Source organism: Rhizobium sp. Leaf371 (assembly GCF_001424045.1).
GTDB lineage: Bacteria > Pseudomonadota > Alphaproteobacteria > Rhizobiales > Rhizobiaceae > Ferranicluibacter.
Genome location: NZ_LMQB01000028.1, coordinates 171,072 through 192,689, shown reverse-complemented (window position 1 = coordinate 192,689; position 21,618 = coordinate 171,072). Strand labels below are relative to the sequence as shown.

The following is a 21,618-nucleotide window of genomic DNA, read 5'->3' as shown; positions in this document are numbered from 1 at the left end:
GGGTCTATGCCGTCCGATCCCCGGTCTGCGTCGTCACCATCGAATGCTGCCGCAGGAAGCGGCTCAGGTGATCGCTGACGCGGTCGGGTTCGATGTCGGGGAAGAAATGTCCGCCCGGGATGGCGTGTGCCTCAAGCTTGGCACAGAAACGCTCCCAGACCGCCGGGATGTCGTAGAGCCTCCCCATGGCGCCCGACGCCCCGTAGAGAATCATGGCAGGCGCCTCGATCAAGCCGCCTCGATCCGCGAGATCATCGGCAAAATCCACCTGCAGGGCCGCGCGATAGTCGTTGCAACCGCCGGCAATGGCATCAGGGTCGTGCCATGAGGCGCGATAGGCGGCGAGCTGGTCCGGCGCAAAATCCGCTGCCTTGGCACCACCCCAGCCAAACAGGCAGGCTTCATAGAAAAGGTCCGGGTTGGACTGGATCACCTGCTCCGGAAACGGGGCCGGTTGGGCCAGGAAGAACCAGTGCCAGTAGCTTTGCGCCACCTCCTTGCGCAGATCGGCGAGCAATTCCAGCGTCGGCACGATATCCATGAGAGTCACACTTGCTACGGCGTCCGCATGGTCCAGGCACAGCCGGTGCGCCACGCGGGCGCCGCGATCATGCCCCACCACATGGAACTTCGGATATCCGAGACGCGTCATCAGCGCGATCTGATCGCCGGCCATGGCGCGAAAGCCATAGTTCGAAAGATCCGGCGCCGCGGCAGGCTTGGACGATTGCCCATAGCCGCGAAGATCCGGGCAAATGACGCGGTAGCCCTGCGCCACGAGCGTCGGGGCGATTTTCGCCCAGAGCGCGCGGTTCTGCGGAAAACCATGCAACAGCAAGACGGGCTCGCCCGCACCGGCGGCGACATAGGAGATGTCGACATCCTCCAGTGCAAGGCTGCCGCTTTCGAAGGTTTCGAACATCTGGATCTCCTCGGATCGGGCTGGCTACAGCGTTTCCAGCGCCAGAGCGATCCCCTGCCCGCCACCGATACAGAGCGTCACCATGCCCCGCTTCACGCCATCGCGCCGCATCGAATGAAGAAGACGCGTCACCAGAACGGCCCCGGTTGCCCCGATCGCATGTCCGTGAGCGATGGCACCGCCATCGACATTGACGATATCGTCGGGAAGACCGAGTTCGCGGATGACGGCGAGCGGAACGGCGGCGAAAGCCTCGTTGATCTCGATGCGCTCGATATCGCCGAGCGACCATCGGGCATGGTCGAGCGCCCGGCGGACCGCCGGAACAGGCCCCAGTCCGAAGAGACCCGGCTCGACCGCGCCGACGCCGTAACCGACCAGGCGGGCAACCGGCTCGACGCCCATCGTCTCGGCAAAGTCCCGCTCCGCAACGACCATCGCTGACGCGCCACTGTTGAGGCCCGGCGCGTTGCCGGCGGTGATGGTACCGTCCTTGCGAAACGCGGGCTTCAGCCTGGACAGCGTTTCGGTCGTCGTATCGGGCCGCGGCGCTTCATCGGCGGCGAAAATCTCCGGGCCCTTGCGGCCCTTGATCTCGACCGGAACGATCTCGTCCTTGAAGGCACCTGCCGCCTGGGCCGCAGCGAAGCGCTGCTGGGAGCGTGCGGCGAAAACGTCCTGCGCCTCGCGCGTGATCTGCAGGCGCGTCACGAGATCCTCCGTATGCCAGCCGGAGTGCTCGCCGGAGAACGCGTCTTCGAGCCCGTCCGTCAGCATGCTGTCGAGGATCTGGGCCGGGCCCATGCGATAGCCCCAGCGCCCGCCATCCATCAGGTAGGGTGCGCGGTCCATATTCTCCATTCCACCGGCAACCGCCGCCTTGATCTGACCGGATCCGATGTCCTGGGCGGCGCTGACGATGGCCTGCGCGCCCGAGCCGCAGACCCGGTTGACAGTGAATGCCGGGACGGACACGGGCAGCCCGCCATTGATGGCGGCCTGCCGGGCCGGGTTCATGCGATTTCCGGCCTGGATGACATTGCCCATGACGACCGAGCCGATTTCGTCGCCGGAAAGGTTCGCGCGCCGCAGCGCCTCGCGCACGACGACGGCGCCGAGCTCCGTCGCGGCAACGCCCTTGAGCGCGCCATTATACGCCCCGATCGCGGTGCGCACGGGTCTCGCCAGAATGATCTCTCTGTTTGCCATTGCGTTTCTCCCTGTGATGTCCATTCGATGAAGCGAACCGTCAACGAAGCGCTGACGGTGTTCTTCTGTGTTTCAGCCAACCGCGGCCGGGCACCGCCATCTGCCTTTGCTCTAGGCAACGACCCTGACGGGCGTGACACTGGCGTCCTGAGAACTTGCCGTGAGCGCAGCCCCCGGGGCCGCGAGGTCACTGGCCTCGTTCAGGCGATGGATGTGATCCTGGGAGAGCGCGATCGACACCGCGCCGATATTGGCCTTCAGCTGATCCAGCGATCTCGGACCAATGAGCGGGATGCTCCCATGGCTGGCGGACCAAGCAATGGCCACGCGATCCGGGGTCGTTTCGAGTTCTTCCGCGATGCCGAGGACCGTGTCGAGAATGCGGGTGCGCTGCTCGCTGTTTTCGGCCTGGAAGACGCGTCCGCCCATCTTTTCCGCACGCCCGATTTCGCCCTTCCGATACTTGCCTGTCAACACACCGCCACCGAGCGGAGACCAGGTGACGATGCCGAGGCCCAGCGCCTTGGCCGCCGGAAACAGATCGGCCTCGGGTTCGCGGCGCACGAGGCTGTGCTCGAACTGCGCGGCCGCAATCGGGACGGCGCGCGTGAGTTCGGCAATGGTCACCGCACGCGACAGTCGCCAGGCGGGGAAATTCGAGAGGCCCGCATAGAGGATCTTGCCGGCGCGGGCGAGATCGTCCAGCCCGCGGACGATCTCCTCGGACGGGGTCAGCCCATCGGGATGATGAACCCAGAACAGATCGATGCGGTCGGTCTTCAGCCGTTTCAAGCTGGCTTCCAGCGAGGCGACCATGGCCTTGCGACTGTTGCCCGTCACGAGCCGATCGGCGTCGGGGGCTGCCCCGCTGGTGTATTTTGTCGCCAGCACGAAATGGTCGCGCCGATCGTGCAACAGGTCGCCCAGGATCTCCTCCGACTGGCCGAACTGGTAGATATCGGCCGTATCGATCATGTTGCCGCCGGCCTCGGCATAGGTGTTGAAGATCTGCGCGGCCTCCTCCGGCGTCGCGCCGTGACCCCAGCGTGTGCCGAAATTAGCGGTGCCAAGCGCGATCTGTGAGACCCGCAACCCTGTGCTTCCAAAGGACGTGTAGTTCATGATGCTTCCTTCCCTGTCAGGTCATCAAGCCGATTGCGGCCGATGGATTGTCGATGCGTTTGGATGGCGAACGTGGCAACGGCGGCGACCGCCTTCGTGCCGATCCGATCGCCGAAGCACACAGCGGAGGGTGATCGTCGTATTGCTACGGACCGCGATGCAGGCCGTGCTGCCAAGCGTCTTCGCCATGAGTGGTCACGTGGCGTTGATGTCGAAACCATTCCCATATACGGGTATATACACGTATAGAGCCGTGAAAAAATTCAGATGGAGCGAAGGATCTCCTCCAATGCGGTAATCTTCACCGGCCCGAGCCGCGCCTCCATGGCTGTCTGACACGCACTCCAGACCGGGCCGGCCTCCGCAAGCAAACCGGCACCTGCTTCGGTCAGCGTAATCGTCGCTTCCCGTTGGTCCAGATCGCCACGCCCTGCGCCGACAAGCCCCCTCTTTTCGAGGACTTTCGCGTTCCGCCCGATCGTCGAGCGATCGAGCCGAGCACTCCGAGCGAGATCGGTCATGCTGACCGGCTGAAGACGCTCAATGCGCCGGAGGAGTGAAAACTGGGCGATGTTGATCCCGAGAGGCGACAGGGCTTCGTCATAGATCGATGAGACCTTCCGGGAGGCTTCTCGCAACATCACTGAATAACACGGGTTCATGATTGCGTGTATATACCCATATATACCCCATGTCGAGATCCTCAGTTCCGGTTTCGGTGGCAACTTGAGGTGCATCCGCCTCATCCGTCACACGACACCCATTGAGTAAGATGCCAATCATCATATATAATGGGCGTCCAGGCAAGAGAGATCAGCCATGAAAGTCACGAAGGAAAAGGCGGAGGAAAACCGGCAGCAGGTCATCGAGACCTCCAGCCGGTTATTTCGAGAAAAGGGATTCGACGGCGTCGGGGTCAGCACCCTGATGCAGGCCGCCGGCCTCACCCATGGCGGCTTTTACAAGCAGTTCGACTCCAAGGACGACCTCATCGCCAAGGCGACACGCGCGGCGCTCGATCAGACCGCGCAACGGATGTCGTCCCTGATCGGAAATGACACGAGCGAAGCTTTGGAGAAAGCCGTCAGCTTTTATCTGTCGGATCAGCATCGTGATGGCGTCTCGAAAGGCTGTGCCTTTGCGGCGCTCGGCTCGGATGTTGCGCGCCACGGCCCGGAGGTTCGCCGGGTCATGCAGCGCGGCGTCGAGGAACAACTGGCTTTGCTTCAACCCATTGTCGAGACGAAGGGCGAGGCATCCGACCGCGAGGTCGCGATTGCGACCATGGCGACGATGATCGGCGCTCTGGTTCTGGCGCGGGCTGTGGAGAGCAAAGCGCTTTCGACGGAAATTCTGGATGCAGCCGCCAAAGCTGTCCTCGCAAAATAAAGGCGTCAGCCGTTCGGCGGACACGGCGCCTCCAGGGCTCCGGTCTCGGGATCGGTACTCGCGACGGGCTTGATGCTGGATTCGACAAAGCGACGTGTCTCGTCGAGAATCCGGTCTGACAGCGCGCCGTCATCGACGGCCCTCGCAATCATCATGGCTCCGACCATTGCCGCCCAGTTGCCGATCGCCGTCTGACGCTCCGCCGTTTCTGCGCTGGCCGGGATATCGGTCGACATCATCTCGATGATCTGGCGAGCGCCTGCCGTCATCACGGCGCGAGCCTGCGGGCTCTGATGTCGCATCTCCGACGCCAGGGCGGCGAACGGGCATCCCTCCGCAGGATTGTCCCGATGTTCGGCGGAGAGATATTGCTCCAGGTAACCACGAAGGCTGAACGGCGCGTCGCCGTCCGACGTCAGGATATGGGCGAGTGCCTCGGCGACCAGGTCGTCCTTGGAGGCAAAATGGCGGTAGAAGGCGCCATGGGTCAGGCCGGCGCCTTGCATGACGTCCGCCACACTGACGGCGTCCACGCCCCTGCTTCGGAAAAGCCGGCTCGCCGAATCGAGGATACGCCGTCTGTTTTCCGCAACCTGTTCACGCGTGACCTTCATGACGCTTTTCTCCTGCTTGGAGGCATCTCGTCGGATGACCCGCAGATGATCGCGACGGTGACTGCTGCGCGGCGGCAAGGACGAGGTCCCGTCGCCGCGAAGCCGCTCTCAGGCGTTCACGTCGACGACGGTTCGGCCCTGCACCTCACCCTTCAGGATCTTTGGAGCGAGCGCCGCGACGTCCGAAAGCCCGACCATCGTCACCGTTCTCGCCAGCTTCTCGATATCGAGATCGATGGCAAGGCGACGCCAGGCTTCGAGCCGCACGGCCTGCGGCGCGTTGACGGAATCGATGCCGGCAAGCGTGACGTTTCTCAGAATGAACGGCAGGACCGTCGCCGGCAGGTCGAGCCCCTGCGCCAGCCCGCAGGCGGTGACAACCCCGCGATACGTCGTCTGGGCCAGCACATTGGCAAGCGTGTGGCTGCCGACCGAGTCGACGGCGCCGGCCCAACGCTCGGAGGCGATCGGACCGCCGGGTTCCGAAAGCGTCTTGCGATCGATGATCTCCGCCGCCCCGAGCGTCCGCAGGTAGTCCGCTTCCTCGGGCCGGCCGGTCGAAGCGACGACGCGATAGCCGAGCTTCGACAGAAGCGCGATCGCAATCGAGCCGACGCCGCCATTGGCGCCCGTGACCAGAATATCGCCGCGCTCCGGCGTCAGGCCACCATGTTCGAGCGCGAGAACGCAGAGCATCGCCGTGTAGCCGGCCGTCCCGAGCGCCATGGCGTCCTTCGTGGAAATATTGCCCGGCAGCTTCACCAGCCAGTCGCCGCTGACACGCGCCTTCTGGGCATATCCGCCATGATGGGTCTGGCTCAGGCCCCAACTGTTGGCGACGACACGGTCGCCAACCTGGATGCCCGGATAGGACGAGGCCTCGACCACGCCGGCGAAATCGACGCCGGCGATCAGCGGGAAGGTCTGGATGATGGGCGCAGCGCCCGTCAGGGCCATGCCATCCTTGTAGTTGACCGTGGAGTATTCGACGGCAACGGTCACATCGCCTGCCATCAGATCCTTCTCATCGAAATCCACAATGCTTGCGGAAATCGCATCGCCGGCCTTGTCTGCCAGCAGAGCCTTGAAACTCATCTCATAGATCCCTTCACTTCCAAAAGCCTGTTCGCATCACTTCGATGCGGCATATCGGGCGGCGGCCGTTATGTGGCCCGTATCCTGCAGCAACACCTTGCGGGCGGCCTCCAGGGCCTGCCAGTGCGCCTCGTCGTGCAGATGCGGGATCGTCACGGCCTCGCGGCGATCGAAGCCGACCAGGGCGGCATCGACCAGTTCGGAAACCTCCATCAGCGGGGGACGCTTGTCCTCCTCGACCAGATTCCAGAGGTCGGTTCGGGTTGCGGCCGGAGCCACGGCCTGGACGTAGACGCCGCGCGGTGCAAGTTCGCCGTGAAGCGCCTGGGACAGAGACAGCACGAACGCTTTCGTCGCGGTGTAGACGGATGTGGCCCATTCGGGCGCCAGCGCCAGGACGGAGCTGATGTTGATGATGGCGCCCTCACCCTTTTCCGCAAAACGCGGCGCGACCGCATGAGCAAGACGCAACACGCTGGTGGCGTTCAAGGTCACCAGCTTCGTCAGATCCGCAATGTCCTGCGTGACGAATGTGCCGCCGACATTGCCGCCGGCATTGTTGACGAGAATGCCGATCGAGGCGTCGTCGCGCAGCCGCGTCTCGACCGACGAAAGCTGCGCCTCGTCCGTCAGATCAGCGGGCAGCAGTTCGATCGAAACACCGGTCTCTTTCCGGAGCCTTGCGGCACTCGCCTCGAGCTTCTCGACGCTTCTGGCAACGAGCACAAGGTCATGTCCACGCTCCGCGAACCGCTGAGCGTATACGGCGCCGATGCCGGTGGAGGCGCCGGTGATGAGAACTTTGGGTTTGGACGTCATGCGAAAAACTCTCTGCTTGCCTGGATTCAATGATTACGGTCGTAATCATTGAATCCGTAAGTGATGATCGACATCCGGGATGTCAAGAACGAGGATCGGATTTCAGTCTGGCTTCGAACAGGCCCCTGCCAGGATCGACCGGGATCACGCCCGGTCGATCCTGAAGCCTGCTCCGCAACGACAAAGCCGAAGAGGGATTCCGACGGATCTCGACCGATTGCTACTGCACCTCGATGACGACCTTGCCTCTCGCGCGGCCGGTCTCGACATAGGCCAGTGCATCACCCGTCTGCTCGAACGGGAAAACCTTATCCACGACAGGCTTGATGACGCCGCTCTCGATCAGAGCCGCAATCTCGGCCAATTGTCGTCCGTCGGCGCGCATGAAGAGGAAGTCGTAGCGGACGCCGAGCTTTCGCGCCGCCTTGCGCGCACCGCGGCTGAGCAGGGTGAAAACGAGTTTCAGAAAGCCATTCAGGCCCTGCGCCTTGGCGAAGGCTGGGTCCGGGGGACCGGAAATCGAAATGAGGTGACCGCCGGGCTTCAGCACCCGCAGCGATTTCTCCAGCGTTTTCTGGTCCTGGCTGTGCAGAACGAGGTCGTAGCGGGACAGCACGGACTCGAAATCCTGGGTCTTGTAGTCGATCACCACATCGGCGCCCAGGCTCTTGACGAGTTCTGCGTTCTTCGCACTCGTGGTGGTGGCGACGGTCGCACCGAGATGTTTGGCAAGCTGGATGGCGAAGGTACCGACACCGCCGGAACCGGCCTGGATGAAGACCTTGTGGCCTTTCCCGACCCTGCCCAGCTCGACCAGCGCCTGCCAGGCCGTCAGCCCCACCAGCGGAATGGAAGCCGCTTCCGTCCAGTTGAGGTTCTTCGGCTTGAGCGCGACATCGCTTTCATGGGTTGCAATGCGCTCCGCAAAAGTGCCCACGCGGTGATCCCGCGGCCGTGCATAGACCTCATCGCCCACCTTGAAACCGCGAACATCGCGGCCGACGGCCAGCACCGTGCCGGCAAGGTCGTGGCCGAGAATGAAGGGAGGCTTATACGGGAGGATCAGCTTGAACTCGCCGTCTCGGACCTTGGAATCCAGCAGATTGACCGCCGTCGCCTTGATCTCGATCAGGACGTCGTTGACCCCAACGACGGGTTCGGCCGCATCGGCTCTGCGCAGGGCGCCGTTCTTCTTGTACTTCTCAACGATGAAAGCCTTCATAGGCCTGTTCTCCAAGGTAAAAGTGAATGGGCCGTCAGGCTGCAAGAAACGTCAAGGCCGTCTTGCTGAAGGCGTCATGATTCTGGAAGATGCCGCCATGTCCGGCATCGGGATAGATCACAAGCTCGGCGCCGGCGATGCGTTGCGCCATGTCGATGCTGTTTTCCGTCGGCACCATGATGTCGTTGTCGCCGTTTGCGATCAGCACCGGGATCTTGAGAGCGCCGAGGTTCTGGGGCGCATGGCGGCCCCAGGCCGTGATCGCCTTCAGCTGCCGCAGAAACACCTTCGGCGTCACGTCCTTGTCGCGATCCGCCTTGCGCTCTTTCAAACGCGCCAGAAAAGCCTTGGCGGCGTGGCGGCCGTTGGCCGTCGCGGTGAAGAACAGATAGAACTTGGGGTCGCGCAGCGTCAGCATACCCTTGAGGATCAGCGGCCAGGAGACCCGACCGACCCGGTCGATGCCCTTGCCGCCCGCGGGACCGGTGCCGGCGAGGATCAACTTTCGCACCAGACCCGGCGCCTTCAAAGCGACATCCTGCGCGACGAAGCCGCCGAGCGAAAAGCCGAGCAGATCGACCGTCTCCAGGCCCATCTGCCGGATCAGGCGGATCGTGTCCTGCGTCATCTCGTCAACGGTGAGCGGCGCATTGCCGCCCGATCCGCCGATGCCGCGATAGTCGATCGCGATCACCCGGTGATGAAGGGCGAGCGCGTCCACAACGCGCGGGTCGAAATTGTCGAGCACCGCACCCCAGTGGTTGAGGAGGACGATCGGGACGCCGGTTTTGGGACCGAGCTCACGATAGGCAAACGGAACCCCGTCAATCGTGATGCTCTGATTGGGTGCGTCGATGTAGCGATGGATGGTGCGTGAAATGCTGGTGATACTGGACATGTCTTGCCCTCTTTCATTGCAGACTTTTGGCGTTGCAGACGTTTGGCGACGGATATCGGCAGGAGAACAGGGGCAGGTCGGCGGCCTAGCCCAAGCCGAACTGCTTGTGCAGCACCTTGTCGAAGAGCGACCGCGGCAGAAAGCGACGGGCAAAGGCGCCTTGCTGCGCCACCTTGCCCGAGGGATAGCGCAGCTTCGGCTTCGGATCGGTTGCGGCACGCAAGATGGTGTCCGCAACGCTTTGCGCCGTATCGGCCGCCTTCATCGACTTGTCATAGGCAACGGTGTAACCCGTGCGAAGACGATCATAATCCTTCAGCGGCGCATCGGCAGGTACAGAGCTCGACTCGAACGAGGTGTTCGTCGCACCCGGCTCGACCAGCAGGACACGGACGCCGAAGCCACGAACCTCATGATCGAGGGCTTCGGAATAGCCTTCAAGGGCGTGCTTGGTCGCGGAGTAATGTGTATTGAACGGCGCCGGAATGAAGCCGAGCCCCGATCCGACGTTCAGAATGCGGCCGCTCCCCTGCGCGCGCATGATCGGCAGGACAGCATTGGTGACACGCACGACACCCAAAACATTGGTGTCGTAGAGCGCTCGAACCTGTTCGAGAGAGCTCTCTTCCGCTGCGCCAACGATCCCAAAGCCCGCATTGTTGATGACGAGGTCGATGCGGCCGAGTTCCGCATGCGCTTCCGCGACGGCGGCAGCCACCGAGGCGTCGGAGGTTACGTCGCACGCGATCAACCGGATGCCGTCGCGAACTTCGCCGGGCCCGGCCTTACGGCTCGTGCCGATGACGCGGTAGCCGGCCTTGGTCAACGTCATTGCCGTCATCTTGCCAATGCCACTCGATGCGCCTGTCAAAAACGCCGTTTTCTGATCGTTGCTCACGCCACACACCTCTTGCTGTCTGTCGATCGGGTTCGACGCCACGAAAGAGCTCGACCCGGTTTGATGATGCTCGTCATCATTAAATATGACGATCGTCATCATTAAGTCAAGAGGCTTGCTTGATGACATCCGAATATTCGGCAGGTGCAGCGGTGCACCGTTCGGCAGGTGCAGCGGTGCACCGTGTCGATCGGTCACCCCGGGTGCCCGAGTTTCCTCAGCCGATACTCCAGCTTGGCGCGCGTTATCCGGAGTTGACGCGCCGCGGCGGAAATGTTGCCGCCTGCGGCGGCGAGCGCCGAGCGGTAGAGCTCTGCCTCAGCCTGCCTGAGCGCGTCCGCTGTCGTCATCGGATGCCCCGCGCCCTCGCCGCGCTCGGAAGACGGCGAAGTCGCGGTGATGCGACCGCCTTCGGTCAGTTTCAGCGCCAGCGACGGCAGCGTCTCGAAACCGGTGAACATGTGCTGCCAGTCGATCAACGACCCGCTCCCGGAAAAGATGACGCCGCGCTCGACGAGATTCTGAAGTTCGCGAATATTGCCGGGGAAGTCATAAGCCAGAAGCGCGTCCATGGCGCGGCGGGTAAAACCGGCGACATCGCGCCGATGGCGCTCCCGGAAGAGCTTGAGGAAATGCGCGGCCAGCAGCGGGATATCGTCGCGGCGGTCGCGGAGCGGCGGGATGACGATCGGGAAGACGCAGAGCCGGAAATAGAGGTCCTGTCGGAAGCGCCCGCCCCTCACCTCTGCGGCGAGATCGACATTCGAGGCGACGACGACGCGGACGTCCACCGGTATCGTCTTCGTGCCGCCGACACGCTCGATCTTCCGCTCCTGGATGGCCCGCAGCACCTTGCCCTGCGCCGAATAGGTGAGAGAGGCGATCTCGTCGAGAAACAGCGTGCCGCCATGGGCGCGTTCGAAATAGCCGGCACGGGACTGGATGGCGCCGGTAAAGGCGCCTTTCTCGACGCCGAAGAGTTCCGACTCGACCAGGGTTTCGGGGATCGCGGCGCAGTTGATCGGCACGAAGGGCTTGTCCCGGCGCGGGCTGAGCCTGTGCAACTCGTTGGAGAACAGCTCCTTGCCCACGCCGGACTCGCCGATGAAAAGCACCGTCGCGTCCGTGTCGGCCACCTTTTCCAGCATCAGCCGGGTCCGCAGGAAACTTGCGGAAACGCCCACCACCTGACCGTCCGCGACCTCGGGAGATTTCGCCGTCGAGGGCGGCACCCTCGTCTTCACCGCGACGGGACGCCGGCCGGTCCAGTCGAGGCCCAGATAGTGGCGTTCCGGGGCGTCGTCCCCCCAGGCATCGGCATGCTGGCCGACAACGAAGCAGCGCGGTGCACCCATGGCGGCGCATTCGATTTCGCGGAAGACGACCGGCTTGCCGAAGAGCGTGCTGGTATAGCCCGAGGGATAGCCGGTCTGCATCCAGCAGACGGGCTCGCTGGCGATGCCATAGCTCGAGAGATGTTCCGCGGCTTCCGAGGAATCGTCCCAGTAGAATTCGCCGAAATAGGTGCCCTTGCGCAGATCGAACTGGAACTGCTTGGTGGTCACCTTGACGAAGCCTTCGAGCGTATGGACGCGCGGACCGGCGGCCAGGGCATGGGTCAGATCTTCCTGCGCAAAGCGCTTCTGGATCAGCTCCGCATCGCGAACGCCCTGCATGTAGCCGACACGCATGAACAGACCCTTGGCGGCCTCCATCCCGAAAGCATCGATGATCTCCTGCCGAAGCCGGCCGAGAACGAGCGACTGGATCAGGAGCATACGCTGGTCGTTAAGCCAGATCCGGCCGTCGCCCAGCGCAAAATGCAGCGCTTCGGCGAGGTCGGAGAGCGTCGGGCTCGCCCCCGTATCGAGTTCGCTGAAGGCGCCGCGCGTCAGGATCTTGCCTGTCTTGCGGGAGGCCTCGGCAAGGGAAATCAGGTGATCGGACGCCTGTCGGTCTTTCATGATCAGATCGATACTTTCATGAATTTCGGAAAGCGTATTTCACAATTTCATGAAATTCAAGATGCCGGACCTGGCATCGTGCGGAGTGATTGCTGCCCCTGAAATCAGGAGCGTCCGCAATGACTTGCAGCTTCCCCCACCAGCATGACGCGTCGGCCAGAGCATCTGGCACGGCCTTTGCAATACCAGTCGCGACCGCTGGAGGAAGCGGCAGGAGGCTTGGAACCAGGCAATACGACCGCAGTGCGACGAGACAGCCGATCTCGTGACGGCGGAGCCGTGCCTTTGCTTTGGATGCCTTTGCTTTGGCGCACGGCGCGATTTTTGAGGAGGAACACGATGAACATCGAAAACCAGAATTTTCTCGATAGCGAGCGCTGGCAGGGTCGCGCTTTGTTCGGCGATTGGCAGACGACCGCGGCCGGCGTGATGGATGTGACGGATGCGGCGACCGGCGCGGTCATTGCCTCCGTCGGCCTCGGCGGACCGTCCGACATTGCGCGCGCCGCTGCCGAAGCGCGCGCGGCCCAGAAAGCCTGGGCGAAAACCCTGCCCACCGAGCGGGCGCGCATTCTGTCCAGGGCCGCCGACCTTCTTGAAGAAAACCGCTCGGAGCTGATCCCCTGGATCATGCGGGAATCCGGCGCGATCTATCCGAAGGCCGGCATCGAGATCGGGGATGGTGCGCTCTTCATTCGGCATGCGGCGAGCCTGGCGACCCAGCCGATGGGCCTGTTGATCCCGTCGATCGACGAGCGGACCAGCTATGCCAAGCGCGTGCCGCACGGCGTCGTCGGCGTGATCTCGCCGTTCAATTTTCCCCTCGTGCTGTCGGTCCGCTCGATCGCTGCGGCCCTGGCCTTCGGCAATGCCATGGTCCACAAGCCCGATCCGCGCACGCCGATCTCGGGCGGCATCATCATTGCCCGGATCTTCGAAGAGGCCGGCCTGCCCAAGGGCGTGCTTCAGGTCGTCCCCGGCGGCGCGGATGCCGGCGAGGCGATGTGCACCGATCCCAATATCGCGATGATATCGTTTACGGGTTCGGCGCGAGGCGGCTCCAGGGTCGCGGAGATCGCAGGCAAGCACTTCAAGAAGGTGCAGCTCGAACTCGGCGGCAAGAATTCGCTCATCGTTCTCGACGATGCCGATCTCGATATCGCGGCGTCGAACTCGGCCTGGGGTGCCTTCCTGCATCAGGGCCAGATCTGCATGGCGACGGGTCTCATCCTGGCCCATGAAACCATCGTCGATGCCTTGACGGAAAAGCTCGTCGCCAAGGCATCTCGTCTGCCGGCAGGCGACCCCTCGAGCCAGCAGGTGGCGCTCGGCCCTGTGATCTCGGATGGGCAGGTGGCAGCCATTGAGGCGATCGTCGCCGACGCCGTCGCCAAAGGCGCCCGTCTTCTGGCAGGCGGCACGCATGACGGCCGCTTCTATGCAGCGACGGTCCTGGCGGGTGTCACGCCGGACATGCGGGCCTTCGAGGAGGAAATCTTCGGACCTGTCGCCTGTATCGCCAGCTTCAAGACGGATGCGGAAGCCATCGCCTTGACCAATGACAGCGACTACGGGCTTGCCGCCGGCATCATCTCGTCCGACACGGCCCGGGCTCTCCGGATCGCGGACGAGCTTGATGTCGGCATGGTGCATGTCAACGACCAGACGGTCAATGGCGGACCTTTCGCGCCGTTCGGCGGTCCACGCAAATCCGGGAACGGCACCCGCATCGGCGGCCCGGCCGACATCGAGGAATTCACCACCTGGAAGTGGATCTCGGTCAAGCACGCTGCCACGGCCTATCCCTATTGACCCCTCCCAGCGGCGGGATGCGGGGCCCTGCGCGCCCGCATCCCGCGCCAGCCACACCTCATCTCGGAGACCCGCCATGCAGATCACAGCCGCCATCGCCCGCACTCAGGGCGCAGACCTCAGCTTGGAAATCATCGATATCGAAGAGCCGAGAGACAATGAAATCCTCGTCAAGGTCGTCGCGACCGGCGTTTGCCATACCGATATCGTCGTGCGCGACGGCATGTTGCCGACACCGCTGCCCGTCGTGCTCGGTCATGAAGGCGCCGGCGTGGTCGAAAAGGTCGGCCGTGCCGTCTCGAAGGTCAAAGCCGGCGACCGGGTAGTGATGACGTTCAATTCCTGTGGCCACTGCCCGACCTGCCAGGACCAGCATGCCAGCTATTGCCACGAGTTCTTTCCGCGCAATTTCTTCGCCGCGCGGACGGATGGTTCGAGCGCGCTGTCTGTCGGCGACGAGCGCATCAACGGCAATTTCTTCGGGCAGTCCTCCTTTGCCACTTATGCCATCTGCCATGAGGTGAACGTCGTGAAGGTGCCGGAGACGGCGCCGCTCGAACTGCTCGGGCCGCTGGCCTGCGGTATCCAGACAGGGGCCGGTGCCGTGATGAACGCGCTCAAGGTCTCGGCCGGAAAATCATTCGCCGTGTTCGGCTCGGGTTCGGTCGGGCTCTCGGCCATCATGGCCGCCAATGTCGTCGGCGCGACGACGATTATCGCGATCGACATGAACGATGAGCGGCTGGCGGTCGCGCGGGACCTCGGCGCCACGCATGTGATCAATCCCGGCAAAGTCGATGCGACGGCGGAGATCCTGGCGATCACGGGCTACGGCCTGAATTTCGCGCTCGATACGACGGGGATTTCCAGCGTCATTCGCGGCGCGGTGATGGCGCTGGCGCCCATGGGCACCTGCGGCATTCTCGGGGCGTCCGCCATGGGAAGCGAAATCCATCTCGACGAGGTCCATTTCATGAGCGGCGGCCGCCGGCTCATGGGCATCGTCGAGGGTGAATCCAATCCGGATACTTTCGTTCCCGTGCTCACCGAACTCCATGCTCAGGGACGCTTCCCCTTCGACAGACTGGTGACGTTTTACGACTTCGCCGACATCAACCAGGCGATCCACGATTCCGAGAGCGGACGGACCATCAAGGCGATCGTGAGGATGCCATAGCCGAAAAGGCGCCCAATGACGAAACACGGCGTCACGGGACAAATCGACCGGGCCTGACAATGCCCGGTCGATGGCTGCCTGAAACGGTCGCCTCAGAGATCGTCCCCCCGAGAGGTCCGACTCGTTTCGGAAACGCCACCCTTCCGATGTCGATGCCGGCAAAATCCTAGAAAGGATAATGCTGGTTCGGGTCCTCGATAGTCACCCAGCGCAGCTCGGTGAATTCGGCGATCGCGGCCTTGCCGCCGAAGCGGCCGTAGCCGCTGCCTTTCACGCCGCCGAACGGCATCTGGGCTTCGTCGAACACGGTCGGGCCGTTGATGTGGCAGATGCCGGATTCGATGCGTCCGGCAACCGAGAGGGCGCGCTGGATATTGCGGCTGAACACGGCGCTCGACAATCCGTATTCGGTATCGTTGGCGATGCGGATGGCATCCTCCTCGCTCGATACGCGGATGACGGGCTTCACGGGACCAAAGCTTTCCTCGGAGTACAGGCGCATGTCGGGCGTGACGCCATCGAGCAGCGTTGCCTCCACGACGCTTCCATCGCGCTTGCCGCCGGCCACCAGTCTCGCGCCCTTCGATATGGCGTCGGCGGTCAGATCGTCCATCTTGGCGGCGGCTGCCGCGCTGATCATCGACCCCAGCACGACATGGCCGCGCGGATCGCCCGCCGGAAGGCTTTTCGCCTTGGCTGCCAGCTTTGCGACGAACTCGTCCGCCACCGCCTCGTGCACGATGAGGCGTTCGGTCGACATGCAGATCTGCCCCATATTGGCGAAGGCGCCAAAGGCTGCCGCATTAACGGCGCCGTCGATATCGGCGTCGTCGAGCACGATCAGCGGTGCCTTGCCGCCGAGCTCCAGGAGAGCCGGTTTCAGGTGCCGGCCGCACAGTTCGGCGATGATCCTGCCGACCTTTGTCGAGCCCGTGAAATTCACCCGACGGACCCTGTCGTCGGAAATCAGATGTTCGACGATCCCGGCCGCATCTTCCGGGGCGTTGGTGATCACGTTGATGACGCCGGCCGGCAGTCCGGCATCGACCAGGCACTGGGCGATCAGACGATGCGTTCCCGGGCACTGCTCGGAGGCTTTGAGGATGACGGTGTTGCCGCAAGCCAGCGGCATGGCGACGGCGCGCGTGCCGAGGATGACCGGCGCGTTCCAGGGCGCGATCCCGAGACACACCCCGGCCGCCTGCCGCATGCCCATGGACAGGGAACCCGGCTTGTCGGAGGGAATGACCTCGCCGGAGATCTGCGTCGTCATGGCCGCGGCTTCGCGCAGGATGCTTGCGGCAAACATCACGTTGAAGGCACCCCAGGGACCGGTCGCGCCGGTTTCCACGGTCACCAGTTCGGAAAATTCCGCGACGCGGGACGCCATGACATCTGCGGCTTTCAGAAGGATCTTGCGCCGTTCGCCGGGCCCTGTCTTCGACCAGGCAGGGAATGCCGCCGCGGCCGCATCGATCGCATCCTGGGCATCGCGGAGACTGGCCGCGGCGGCCGTCGTCGCGACACCGCCGGTATAGGGATTGATGCGGTCGAAGGTATGCCCGCCTTCGGCGTCACGCTCGGAGCCGTTGATCAGCAAAGGAATGGTTGTCGTCATGGGTGTCGTCTCCGTCGATGAATAGGCAGGTTTCAGTGCGATGTTTTCGGAAGAGGTCGAGCAGGCGGCGGCTCATGGCGCAGATGCACGCCGCATAGTGCGCGCAGTCCCGGCCTCACACGCGGCGATGCCGTCCGCATCGCCGGGCTGCATCCGTTTCTAGGTTCGATAGCCGATATCGATCACGGCGCGACCCCCGGTGAACCGCGAGACGCAGGCGCACATATGCTCGTTGCTGGCCTTTTCCGCCTCGTTGAAGAAGACGTCGCGGTGATCGACGTCGCCGTCCGCTTCGACGATGCGCACCGCGCAGAGCCCGCATTCGCCTCGCTGGCAATCGTAGATCATATCGACCCCCGCGCCGATCAGCGCATCCAGCAGCGACTGGTCGGGCCTGACCGTCGTCTGGATGCCGCGATTGAGCACGGAGACCTCGAAGGCGGTCTCGGTGAATGTCCCATTGTCGCCGAACACTTCGTAGCGCAGACGGCTGACCGGACGACCGCTTTCGAGCCAGACCCGCTTGACGGCCTGCAGCAGTCCGAGCGGGCCGCAGACATAGGCTTCTCCATTCTCCGGCAGGGCAGCGATCTCGCGGGCGAGATCCAGAGTCCGGCCCTCGTCCGCGGGAAAGACCTCGATCCTGTCGGCCAGAAGGTCGGAGAGTTCATCGATGAACGGCATGACGCTGCGCGAGGCACCGCCATAGATCATGCGCAGGTCCTGACCGGCTGCCGCCAGCGTACGCGCCATTCCGTAGATGGGGGTGACGCCGATGCCGCCGGCGATCAGCAGATAGCGGCTGGCACGCCAGGACAGCTCGAAGCGGTTTTCCGGCGCCGTCACCTCGACCGCATCGCCCGGTCTGAGCGATGCGATGAAACGCGATCCCCCGCGGCTGTTGGGATGCCGCTTGGCCGCAATCGCCAGACAGCCTGCCGGGGCCGGCAGACAGGTATAGGTGCGGATGGCGCGGGCGCCGTTGATGAGAACGGCGATATTGGTATGCGAGCCGGGATCGAAGGGGGGAAGCGTGCCCTGCACGTCGAACTCGACCCGATGGACCCCTTCGGCGATTTCCGCGGTCGAGCGGACGCTTGCCTGCCGCCACTCCATGTTCATGCGCATCGTGTCTCCTCCCAGAGTTTTTTACGCGACAACCAGTGCGAGGCCCGGCACTTTCAGGATCAGACTGCGATCCTCGCTCATGATGAATTCGAGATTTTTGCGCGCCAGCCGCGCATGTTCGCGACCCAGAAATTCGGCGCGCGCGCCTTCGCGGCCTTCCAGCGCACTCACCATGTCCCGATGCTGCCGCTGCGCGAAAACCAGCGACTGGCGAAAGGCCGGAACGTCCTCCTGCTTCTCCAGAAAGGCGCTGGGCGAGGCGAAGGGCAGTTGCACGATCCGTTCCAGCTCGCGCCGCATGGTCTCGCTGCCCGGCAGCAGGGCCAGCGCCGCGTGAAACTCGGCATTTCGCTCGACATATCGCTCGAAATGCATGTTCTCCAGACGGTCGGTAAACGCCTCGTCGAGCGCGCGGACCAGCGACCGGAGATGCCCGAGCCGCGCTGCCGGCACGCCGCGTTCGGCCGCCAGCCGAAGCGCCGTTCCCTCCATCAGCCCGCGCAGTTCGATCGCATCGAAGACGTCGGCCGTGGTGAAGCTGCGGATGGCATAGCCGCCCGACGGGATCAGCTCCAGCAACCCTTCCTGCTCCAGCCGCGACAGCGCGGCCCGGAGCGGCGTGCGGGACACGCCGAGCATTTCGGAGAGGGCGACTTCGGAAAGGCGCTCGCCGGCAGCCATGCTTCCGCCGAGCACAATGTCGCGCACACCGAGCAGGGCTTTCAGCGTCTGCGTGTCCCGCTTCGGCTCCATGTCCTACTCCGCGGCCAGCCGGACGGCCTGTTCGCCGTCGATCATGCGGTCGATCAACTTGCGCGCCCACATCGATCCGGCATCGATGTTGAGATTGTAGAAGACATGGTCGGGGTTTGCCTCGATGGCCTTCTGCTGGGCTTCGAGAATGTCTTCGTCCTCGCGGAAGACGCCCGCGACCGCCTCGCGCAGCTTATGCGTCCAGGCCTGGTTGCCGATGTCCCAGTTGCGCGCGAAGGCCCAGAAATAGTGACAGGTGGAGTCGGTCTCCGGGGTCATGGTGTTGAGCACGAAACCATTGACGCCCTGGCTCCTGTCGCCCTGCGGCGCGCCCGTGCCGGCAACCGCGACACCGACGTCGATGGCAACGGTCGACGGCGCCTGGAAGTGGATGATCTGCCAGCGATCGACCTTGCCGGGCCGGCGCAACTGATCCGACCAGAAGGGCGGCGCATCGATCCCCTCCATCCAGCGTGTCACCGTCGCGGTCGTATCGGAATGCGTGACCGTGAAGGGCGCTTCCGCGACGGCACGGTTGCCGATCGATGAGCCGTGCACGAAGGTCTCGTGGGTGAGGTCCATGAGATTGTCGACGACGAGCCGGTAGTCGCATTTCACATGGATGACCTTGCCGTCGCCGGCCCATTCCGGATCGTCGTTCCAGTGCAGGTCGGGGATTTTGGCCGGATCGGCAAGAGCCGGATCGCCCATCCAGATCCACAGGAAGCGATGGCGCTCCTCCAGCGGGTAGCTCTTGACGCAGGCCGAAGGATTGATGGTTTCCTGAGACGGCATGTAGACGCAGCGGCCCGTCTCGTCGAATTCCAGCCCGTGATAGCCGCAGATAACGTTATCGCCGTGCAGCTCTCCCTTGGAGAGCGGCAGCAGCCTGTGCCAACAGGTGTCGGCGAGTGCCGCGGCCTTCCCGTTCTGCTTGCGAAACATGACGACGGGCGTGCCGCAGATGGTTCGAGACAACAGCGCCCGCTTGACTTCGACGTCATAGGCGGCAGCGTACCATGCGTTCACAGGAAATGTCTGAGGTTTCATCGCTTCACTCCTCCAAGCGTTCGCTAAAGCATACCACCTGTATACAGAGAATGTCAATTATCGATGTAATCGGCGATAATCAGCAGATTAATCGCATTCCTGTACACATTCCTTATCGGAAATGTTTGCCGCAAGCCTTGAGCGGGACGCGCCCGCGCCTCTCGGGCGTGGCGAAATTTCGGCGCCATCGACGCTTTGCAGGCTGTCCTCGTGCCTTGAAATTTGACGTGGACCCGCCCTCAGCCTTTGGTGTCGCTGCCCATGGAAGCGATAGAGGCGGTCAGGCGGATGGTCGTTGACAAGGCGACACCGGTCGCAGCCACCATGTGGGGCAGGCTCAACCATTCCAGCATCCACGCCGCGCCGGATCGTTCCTGCTCGTGCACAAGCGCCTGGTGCATGGCCGACACCTGCGTGGCGTTGAAACGGGCGAGCGTGACCAAAAGCTCTGCCGTTACCGGGTTCTGCTTGTGCGGCATGGCGGAGGAGCCGCCACCGCCGGTCAAACGGATTTCGCCACCCGCTTCCGCCATCAGAGCCACATCCTGCCCCAACTTGCCGAGACTTCCGGTCAGAAGCGACAGAAGACCGGCGAACTCCGCGATGCCATCGCGCTGGCTTTGCCACTGCGCGCGGTCGGACAGGCCGAGGCGCGCGGCAAGCGCGGCGCGAACCGCCTCGCCCTTGCTGTCGAGCTTCTCCAGCGTGCCCGCGGCGCCACCGAACTGCAACGCGAAGCCCTGTGCTGCAAACGCCGCAAGCCGCGTCTTCGATCGCCGAAGCGGGGCCACCCATGAACCGATGCGATCGGAGACGGCGATTGGAATGGCCGCCTGCATCCGGGTGTAGCCCATCATGCTCCGCTTGCCATCGCGCCGGTCCAGCGCCTCAAGCGCACCGATGCAGTCTGCCAGCCGCGAGGCCAGAATATCTGTCGCCGTCTTCAACCGCAGCATCAGGCTCGTATCGATGACATCCTGGCTGGTGGCGCCGAAATGAACCTTGTCCGCCACAGGGCCGCCGACAGCCATGCGCAATTGCCTGACGAATTCGGGGATGACGACGCCATCCCGGGCGACGCCCTGCGCGAGGAGGGCCATGTCCGGCGCGAAACCGGCAAGCCGTGATGCGATGAAGGCCGCATCCTCGTCCGCAAGGACGCGACAGTCGGCCTGCGCCTGCGCCAGCGCGACCTCGAACCTCAGCATCGCCTCGATATCGGCCTCACCGGAAAACAGGCTGATAATCTCGGGATCGCCGAGAAGGCCGGACAGGAACGGATGTTCGAAAGGAGAAAGGCTCATGGTTCAGATATCGAAAAACACGGTTTCGCCTTGGCCCTGCAGCCGGATGTCGAAACGATAGGTGTTCTCCCCTTCCCGCTTGGCGATCAGCGTCGGTATGCGATCCTTGTGGTCGATCCGGGCAAGGACCGGATCCTCGCTATTGGCCGTCTCCTCCTCCGGAAAATACAGGCGGGTCTGCAGGCCTAAGTTGATGCCGCGGGCCACGATCCAGACCGTGATATGCGGCGCCATCCAGCGCCCGTCCTTGAAAGGCACCCGGCCTGGCTTGATGGTTTCGAAGACGAATTCGCCGGTATCCATATCGCCCGGCGAGCGGCCCCAGCCGAGAAAATGCGGATCGGCCGCACCGCGGGTTTCGCTCGGACTGTTGTAGAAGCCGGCATCGTCCGCTTGCCAGATTTCGACCAGCGCATCCTTCAGCGGATATCCACCGCCGTCAAAAACCGTACCACGTACGGTAATGCGCGTGCCGCGCGTCTGCTCGTTGTAGAGGGCGCCCGAACCAAGATCCTTGTCGAAGACGCCGGTAATGCCGGCGAAATTCGGCGTGCAGCCGATATGAACATAGGGACCGGCGGTCTGCGAGGCGGTTTCCTTGAGATACTGGAGCGGTTGGACCAT

At 63.5% G+C, this 21,618-nt stretch carries 20 protein-coding genes; 3 read left to right on the top strand and 17 right to left on the bottom strand.

What is annotated here, in order from left to right; translation table 11 throughout:
• Nucleotides 1–4: 4 nt before the first annotated feature.
• From ASG39_RS20925 to ASG39_RS20910, 4 genes are all read right to left on the bottom strand, one after another.
• Nucleotides 5–922: an alpha/beta hydrolase gene (locus tag ASG39_RS20925; protein WP_062596881.1), complete on the bottom strand. Its 918-nt coding sequence runs from the start codon at nucleotides 920–922 to the stop codon at nucleotides 5–7.
• A gap of 24 nt (nucleotides 923–946) precedes the next feature.
• The gene (locus ASG39_RS20920; RefSeq protein ID WP_062596880.1) at nucleotides 947–2,131 is read right to left on the bottom strand and encodes an acetyl-CoA C-acyltransferase; all 1,185 of its coding nucleotides are present in this window, start codon (nucleotides 2,129–2,131) and stop codon (nucleotides 947–949) included.
• Between the two features lie 111 nt (nucleotides 2,132–2,242).
• Complete coding sequence (locus ASG39_RS20915; protein ID WP_062596879.1) at nucleotides 2,243–3,253, bottom strand: aldo/keto reductase; 1,011 nt, start codon at nucleotides 3,251–3,253, stop codon at nucleotides 2,243–2,245.
• A 263-nt stretch (nucleotides 3,254–3,516) separates the two neighbouring features.
• Nucleotides 3,517–3,915, bottom strand: coding sequence for a MarR family transcriptional regulator (locus ASG39_RS20910; protein WP_062597062.1), 399 nt, complete (start codon nucleotides 3,913–3,915; stop codon nucleotides 3,517–3,519).
• A gap of 157 nt (nucleotides 3,916–4,072) precedes the next feature.
• On the opposite strand from ASG39_RS20910, the gene ASG39_RS20905 reads away from it, so the two are divergent.
• Complete coding sequence (locus ASG39_RS20905; protein ID WP_062596878.1) at nucleotides 4,073–4,642, top strand: TetR/AcrR family transcriptional regulator; 570 nt, start codon at nucleotides 4,073–4,075, stop codon at nucleotides 4,640–4,642.
• Nucleotides 4,643–4,647: 5 nt separating this feature from the next.
• Here ASG39_RS20905 and ASG39_RS20900 read toward each other — a convergent pair whose 3' ends face one another.
• The 7 genes from ASG39_RS20900 to ASG39_RS20870 all read right to left on the bottom strand — a co-directional run bounded on the left by ASG39_RS20900 (nucleotide 4,648) and on the right by ASG39_RS20870 (nucleotide 12,152).
• Nucleotides 4,648–5,256: a TetR/AcrR family transcriptional regulator gene (locus ASG39_RS20900; RefSeq protein WP_082477406.1), complete on the bottom strand. Its 609-nt coding sequence runs from the start codon at nucleotides 5,254–5,256 to the stop codon at nucleotides 4,648–4,650.
• 108 nt (nucleotides 5,257–5,364) lie between these two features.
• On the bottom strand, nucleotides 5,365–6,351 hold the full coding sequence (locus ASG39_RS20895; RefSeq protein ID WP_062596877.1) for an MDR family oxidoreductase: 987 nt from the start codon (nucleotides 6,349–6,351) through the stop codon (nucleotides 5,365–5,367).
• A gap of 36 nt (nucleotides 6,352–6,387) precedes the next feature.
• Complete coding sequence (locus ASG39_RS20890) at nucleotides 6,388–7,170, bottom strand: SDR family oxidoreductase (protein WP_062596876.1); 783 nt, start codon at nucleotides 7,168–7,170, stop codon at nucleotides 6,388–6,390.
• Nucleotides 7,171–7,390: 220 nt separating this feature from the next.
• On the bottom strand, nucleotides 7,391–8,392 hold the full coding sequence (locus tag ASG39_RS20885; RefSeq protein ID WP_062596875.1) for an NADP-dependent oxidoreductase: 1,002 nt from the start codon (nucleotides 8,390–8,392) through the stop codon (nucleotides 7,391–7,393).
• Nucleotides 8,393–8,426: 34 nt separating this feature from the next.
• Entirely contained in the window at nucleotides 8,427–9,290 is an 864-nt protein-coding gene (locus ASG39_RS20880) for an alpha/beta hydrolase (protein WP_062596874.1), read from the bottom strand.
• Between the two features lie 85 nt (nucleotides 9,291–9,375).
• Entirely contained in the window at nucleotides 9,376–10,386 is a 1,011-nt protein-coding gene (locus ASG39_RS20875; protein ID WP_277995978.1) for an oxidoreductase, read from the bottom strand.
• Complete coding sequence (locus tag ASG39_RS20870; protein WP_062596873.1) at nucleotides 10,383–12,152, bottom strand: sigma-54-dependent Fis family transcriptional regulator; 1,770 nt, start codon at nucleotides 12,150–12,152, stop codon at nucleotides 10,383–10,385. Before ASG39_RS20870 ends, ASG39_RS20875 begins: the two co-directional genes overlap by 4 nt.
• A 339-nt stretch (nucleotides 12,153–12,491) precedes the next feature.
• Between ASG39_RS20870 and ASG39_RS20865 the strand changes: the two genes are divergently transcribed.
• Together ASG39_RS20865 and ASG39_RS20860 are read left to right on the top strand one after the other, a co-directional pair.
• Entirely contained in the window at nucleotides 12,492–13,964 is a 1,473-nt protein-coding gene (locus ASG39_RS20865) for a benzaldehyde dehydrogenase (RefSeq protein WP_062596872.1), read from the top strand.
• A 76-nt stretch (nucleotides 13,965–14,040) separates the two neighbouring features.
• Complete coding sequence (locus ASG39_RS20860) at nucleotides 14,041–15,141, top strand: NAD(P)-dependent alcohol dehydrogenase (protein WP_062596871.1); 1,101 nt, start codon at nucleotides 14,041–14,043, stop codon at nucleotides 15,139–15,141.
• A 166-nt stretch (nucleotides 15,142–15,307) separates the two neighbouring features.
• Here ASG39_RS20860 and ASG39_RS20855 read toward each other — a convergent pair whose 3' ends face one another.
• The 6 genes from ASG39_RS20855 to pcaG all read right to left on the bottom strand — a co-directional run bounded on the left by ASG39_RS20855 (nucleotide 15,308) and on the right by pcaG (nucleotide 21,618).
• Nucleotides 15,308–16,759, bottom strand: a complete 1,452-nt coding sequence (locus ASG39_RS20855) for an aldehyde dehydrogenase (RefSeq protein ID WP_062596870.1) — start codon at nucleotides 16,757–16,759, stop codon at nucleotides 15,308–15,310.
• A gap of 159 nt (nucleotides 16,760–16,918) precedes the next feature.
• Complete coding sequence (locus tag ASG39_RS20850) at nucleotides 16,919–17,887, bottom strand: PDR/VanB family oxidoreductase (protein WP_062596869.1); 969 nt, start codon at nucleotides 17,885–17,887, stop codon at nucleotides 16,919–16,921.
• 21 nt (nucleotides 17,888–17,908) lie between these two features.
• Nucleotides 17,909–18,640, bottom strand: a complete 732-nt coding sequence (locus tag ASG39_RS20845) for a GntR family transcriptional regulator (RefSeq protein ID WP_062596868.1) — start codon at nucleotides 18,638–18,640, stop codon at nucleotides 17,909–17,911.
• Nucleotides 18,641–18,643: 3 nt separating this feature from the next.
• A complete protein-coding gene (locus ASG39_RS20840; protein ID WP_062596867.1) occupies nucleotides 18,644–19,690 on the bottom strand; it encodes an aromatic ring-hydroxylating dioxygenase subunit alpha in 1,047 nt (348 codons plus the stop codon).
• A 239-nt stretch (nucleotides 19,691–19,929) separates the two neighbouring features.
• Nucleotides 19,930–20,994, bottom strand: a complete 1,065-nt coding sequence (locus ASG39_RS20835) for a 3-carboxy-cis,cis-muconate cycloisomerase (RefSeq protein WP_062596866.1) — start codon at nucleotides 20,992–20,994, stop codon at nucleotides 19,930–19,932.
• A gap of 3 nt (nucleotides 20,995–20,997) precedes the next feature.
• Nucleotides 20,998–21,618 (bottom strand): protocatechuate 3,4-dioxygenase subunit alpha, encoded by a 621-nt coding sequence (gene pcaG, locus ASG39_RS20830; RefSeq protein WP_062596865.1) that lies wholly within the window; start codon nucleotides 21,616–21,618, stop codon nucleotides 20,998–21,000.

Coding starts and splice junctions, on each gene's coding strand:
- ASG39_RS20905 (WP_062596878.1), top strand. CDS start 4,073: ATGAAAGTCACGAAGGAAAAGGCGGAGGAAAACCGGCAGCAGGTCATC.
- ASG39_RS20835 (WP_062596866.1), bottom strand. CDS start 20,994: ATGAGCCTTTCTCCTTTCGAACATCCGTTCCTGTCCGGCCTTCTCGGC.
- ASG39_RS20880 (WP_062596874.1), bottom strand. CDS start 9,290: ATGTCCAGTATCACCAGCATTTCACGCACCATCCATCGCTACATCGAC.
- ASG39_RS20870 (WP_062596873.1), bottom strand. CDS start 12,152: ATGAAAGACCGACAGGCGTCCGATCACCTGATTTCCCTTGCCGAGGCC.
- ASG39_RS20920 (WP_062596880.1), bottom strand. CDS start 2,131: ATGGCAAACAGAGAGATCATTCTGGCGAGACCCGTGCGCACCGCGATC.
- ASG39_RS20900 (WP_082477406.1), bottom strand. CDS start 5,256: ATGAAGGTCACGCGTGAACAGGTTGCGGAAAACAGACGGCGTATCCTC.
- ASG39_RS20850 (WP_062596869.1), bottom strand. CDS start 17,887: ATGCGCATGAACATGGAGTGGCGGCAGGCAAGCGTCCGCTCGACCGCG.
- ASG39_RS20845 (WP_062596868.1), bottom strand. CDS start 18,640: ATGGAGCCGAAGCGGGACACGCAGACGCTGAAAGCCCTGCTCGGTGTG.
- ASG39_RS20890 (WP_062596876.1), bottom strand. CDS start 7,170: ATGACGTCCAAACCCAAAGTTCTCATCACCGGCGCCTCCACCGGCATC.
- pcaG (WP_062596865.1), bottom strand. CDS start 21,618: ATGGTCCAACCGCTCCAGTATCTCAAGGAAACCGCCTCGCAGACCGCC.
- ASG39_RS20915 (WP_062596879.1), bottom strand. CDS start 3,253: ATGAACTACACGTCCTTTGGAAGCACAGGGTTGCGGGTCTCACAGATC.
- ASG39_RS20855 (WP_062596870.1), bottom strand. CDS start 16,759: ATGACGACAACCATTCCTTTGCTGATCAACGGCTCCGAGCGTGACGCC.
- ASG39_RS20860 (WP_062596871.1), top strand. CDS start 14,041: ATGCAGATCACAGCCGCCATCGCCCGCACTCAGGGCGCAGACCTCAGC.
- ASG39_RS20865 (WP_062596872.1), top strand. CDS start 12,492: ATGAACATCGAAAACCAGAATTTTCTCGATAGCGAGCGCTGGCAGGGT.
- ASG39_RS20895 (WP_062596877.1), bottom strand. CDS start 6,351: ATGAGTTTCAAGGCTCTGCTGGCAGACAAGGCCGGCGATGCGATTTCC.
- ASG39_RS20910 (WP_062597062.1), bottom strand. CDS start 3,915: ATGAACCCGTGTTATTCAGTGATGTTGCGAGAAGCCTCCCGGAAGGTC.
- ASG39_RS20925 (WP_062596881.1), bottom strand. CDS start 922: ATGTTCGAAACCTTCGAAAGCGGCAGCCTTGCACTGGAGGATGTCGAC.
- ASG39_RS20885 (WP_062596875.1), bottom strand. CDS start 8,392: ATGAAGGCTTTCATCGTTGAGAAGTACAAGAAGAACGGCGCCCTGCGC.
- ASG39_RS20840 (WP_062596867.1), bottom strand. CDS start 19,690: ATGAAACCTCAGACATTTCCTGTGAACGCATGGTACGCTGCCGCCTAT.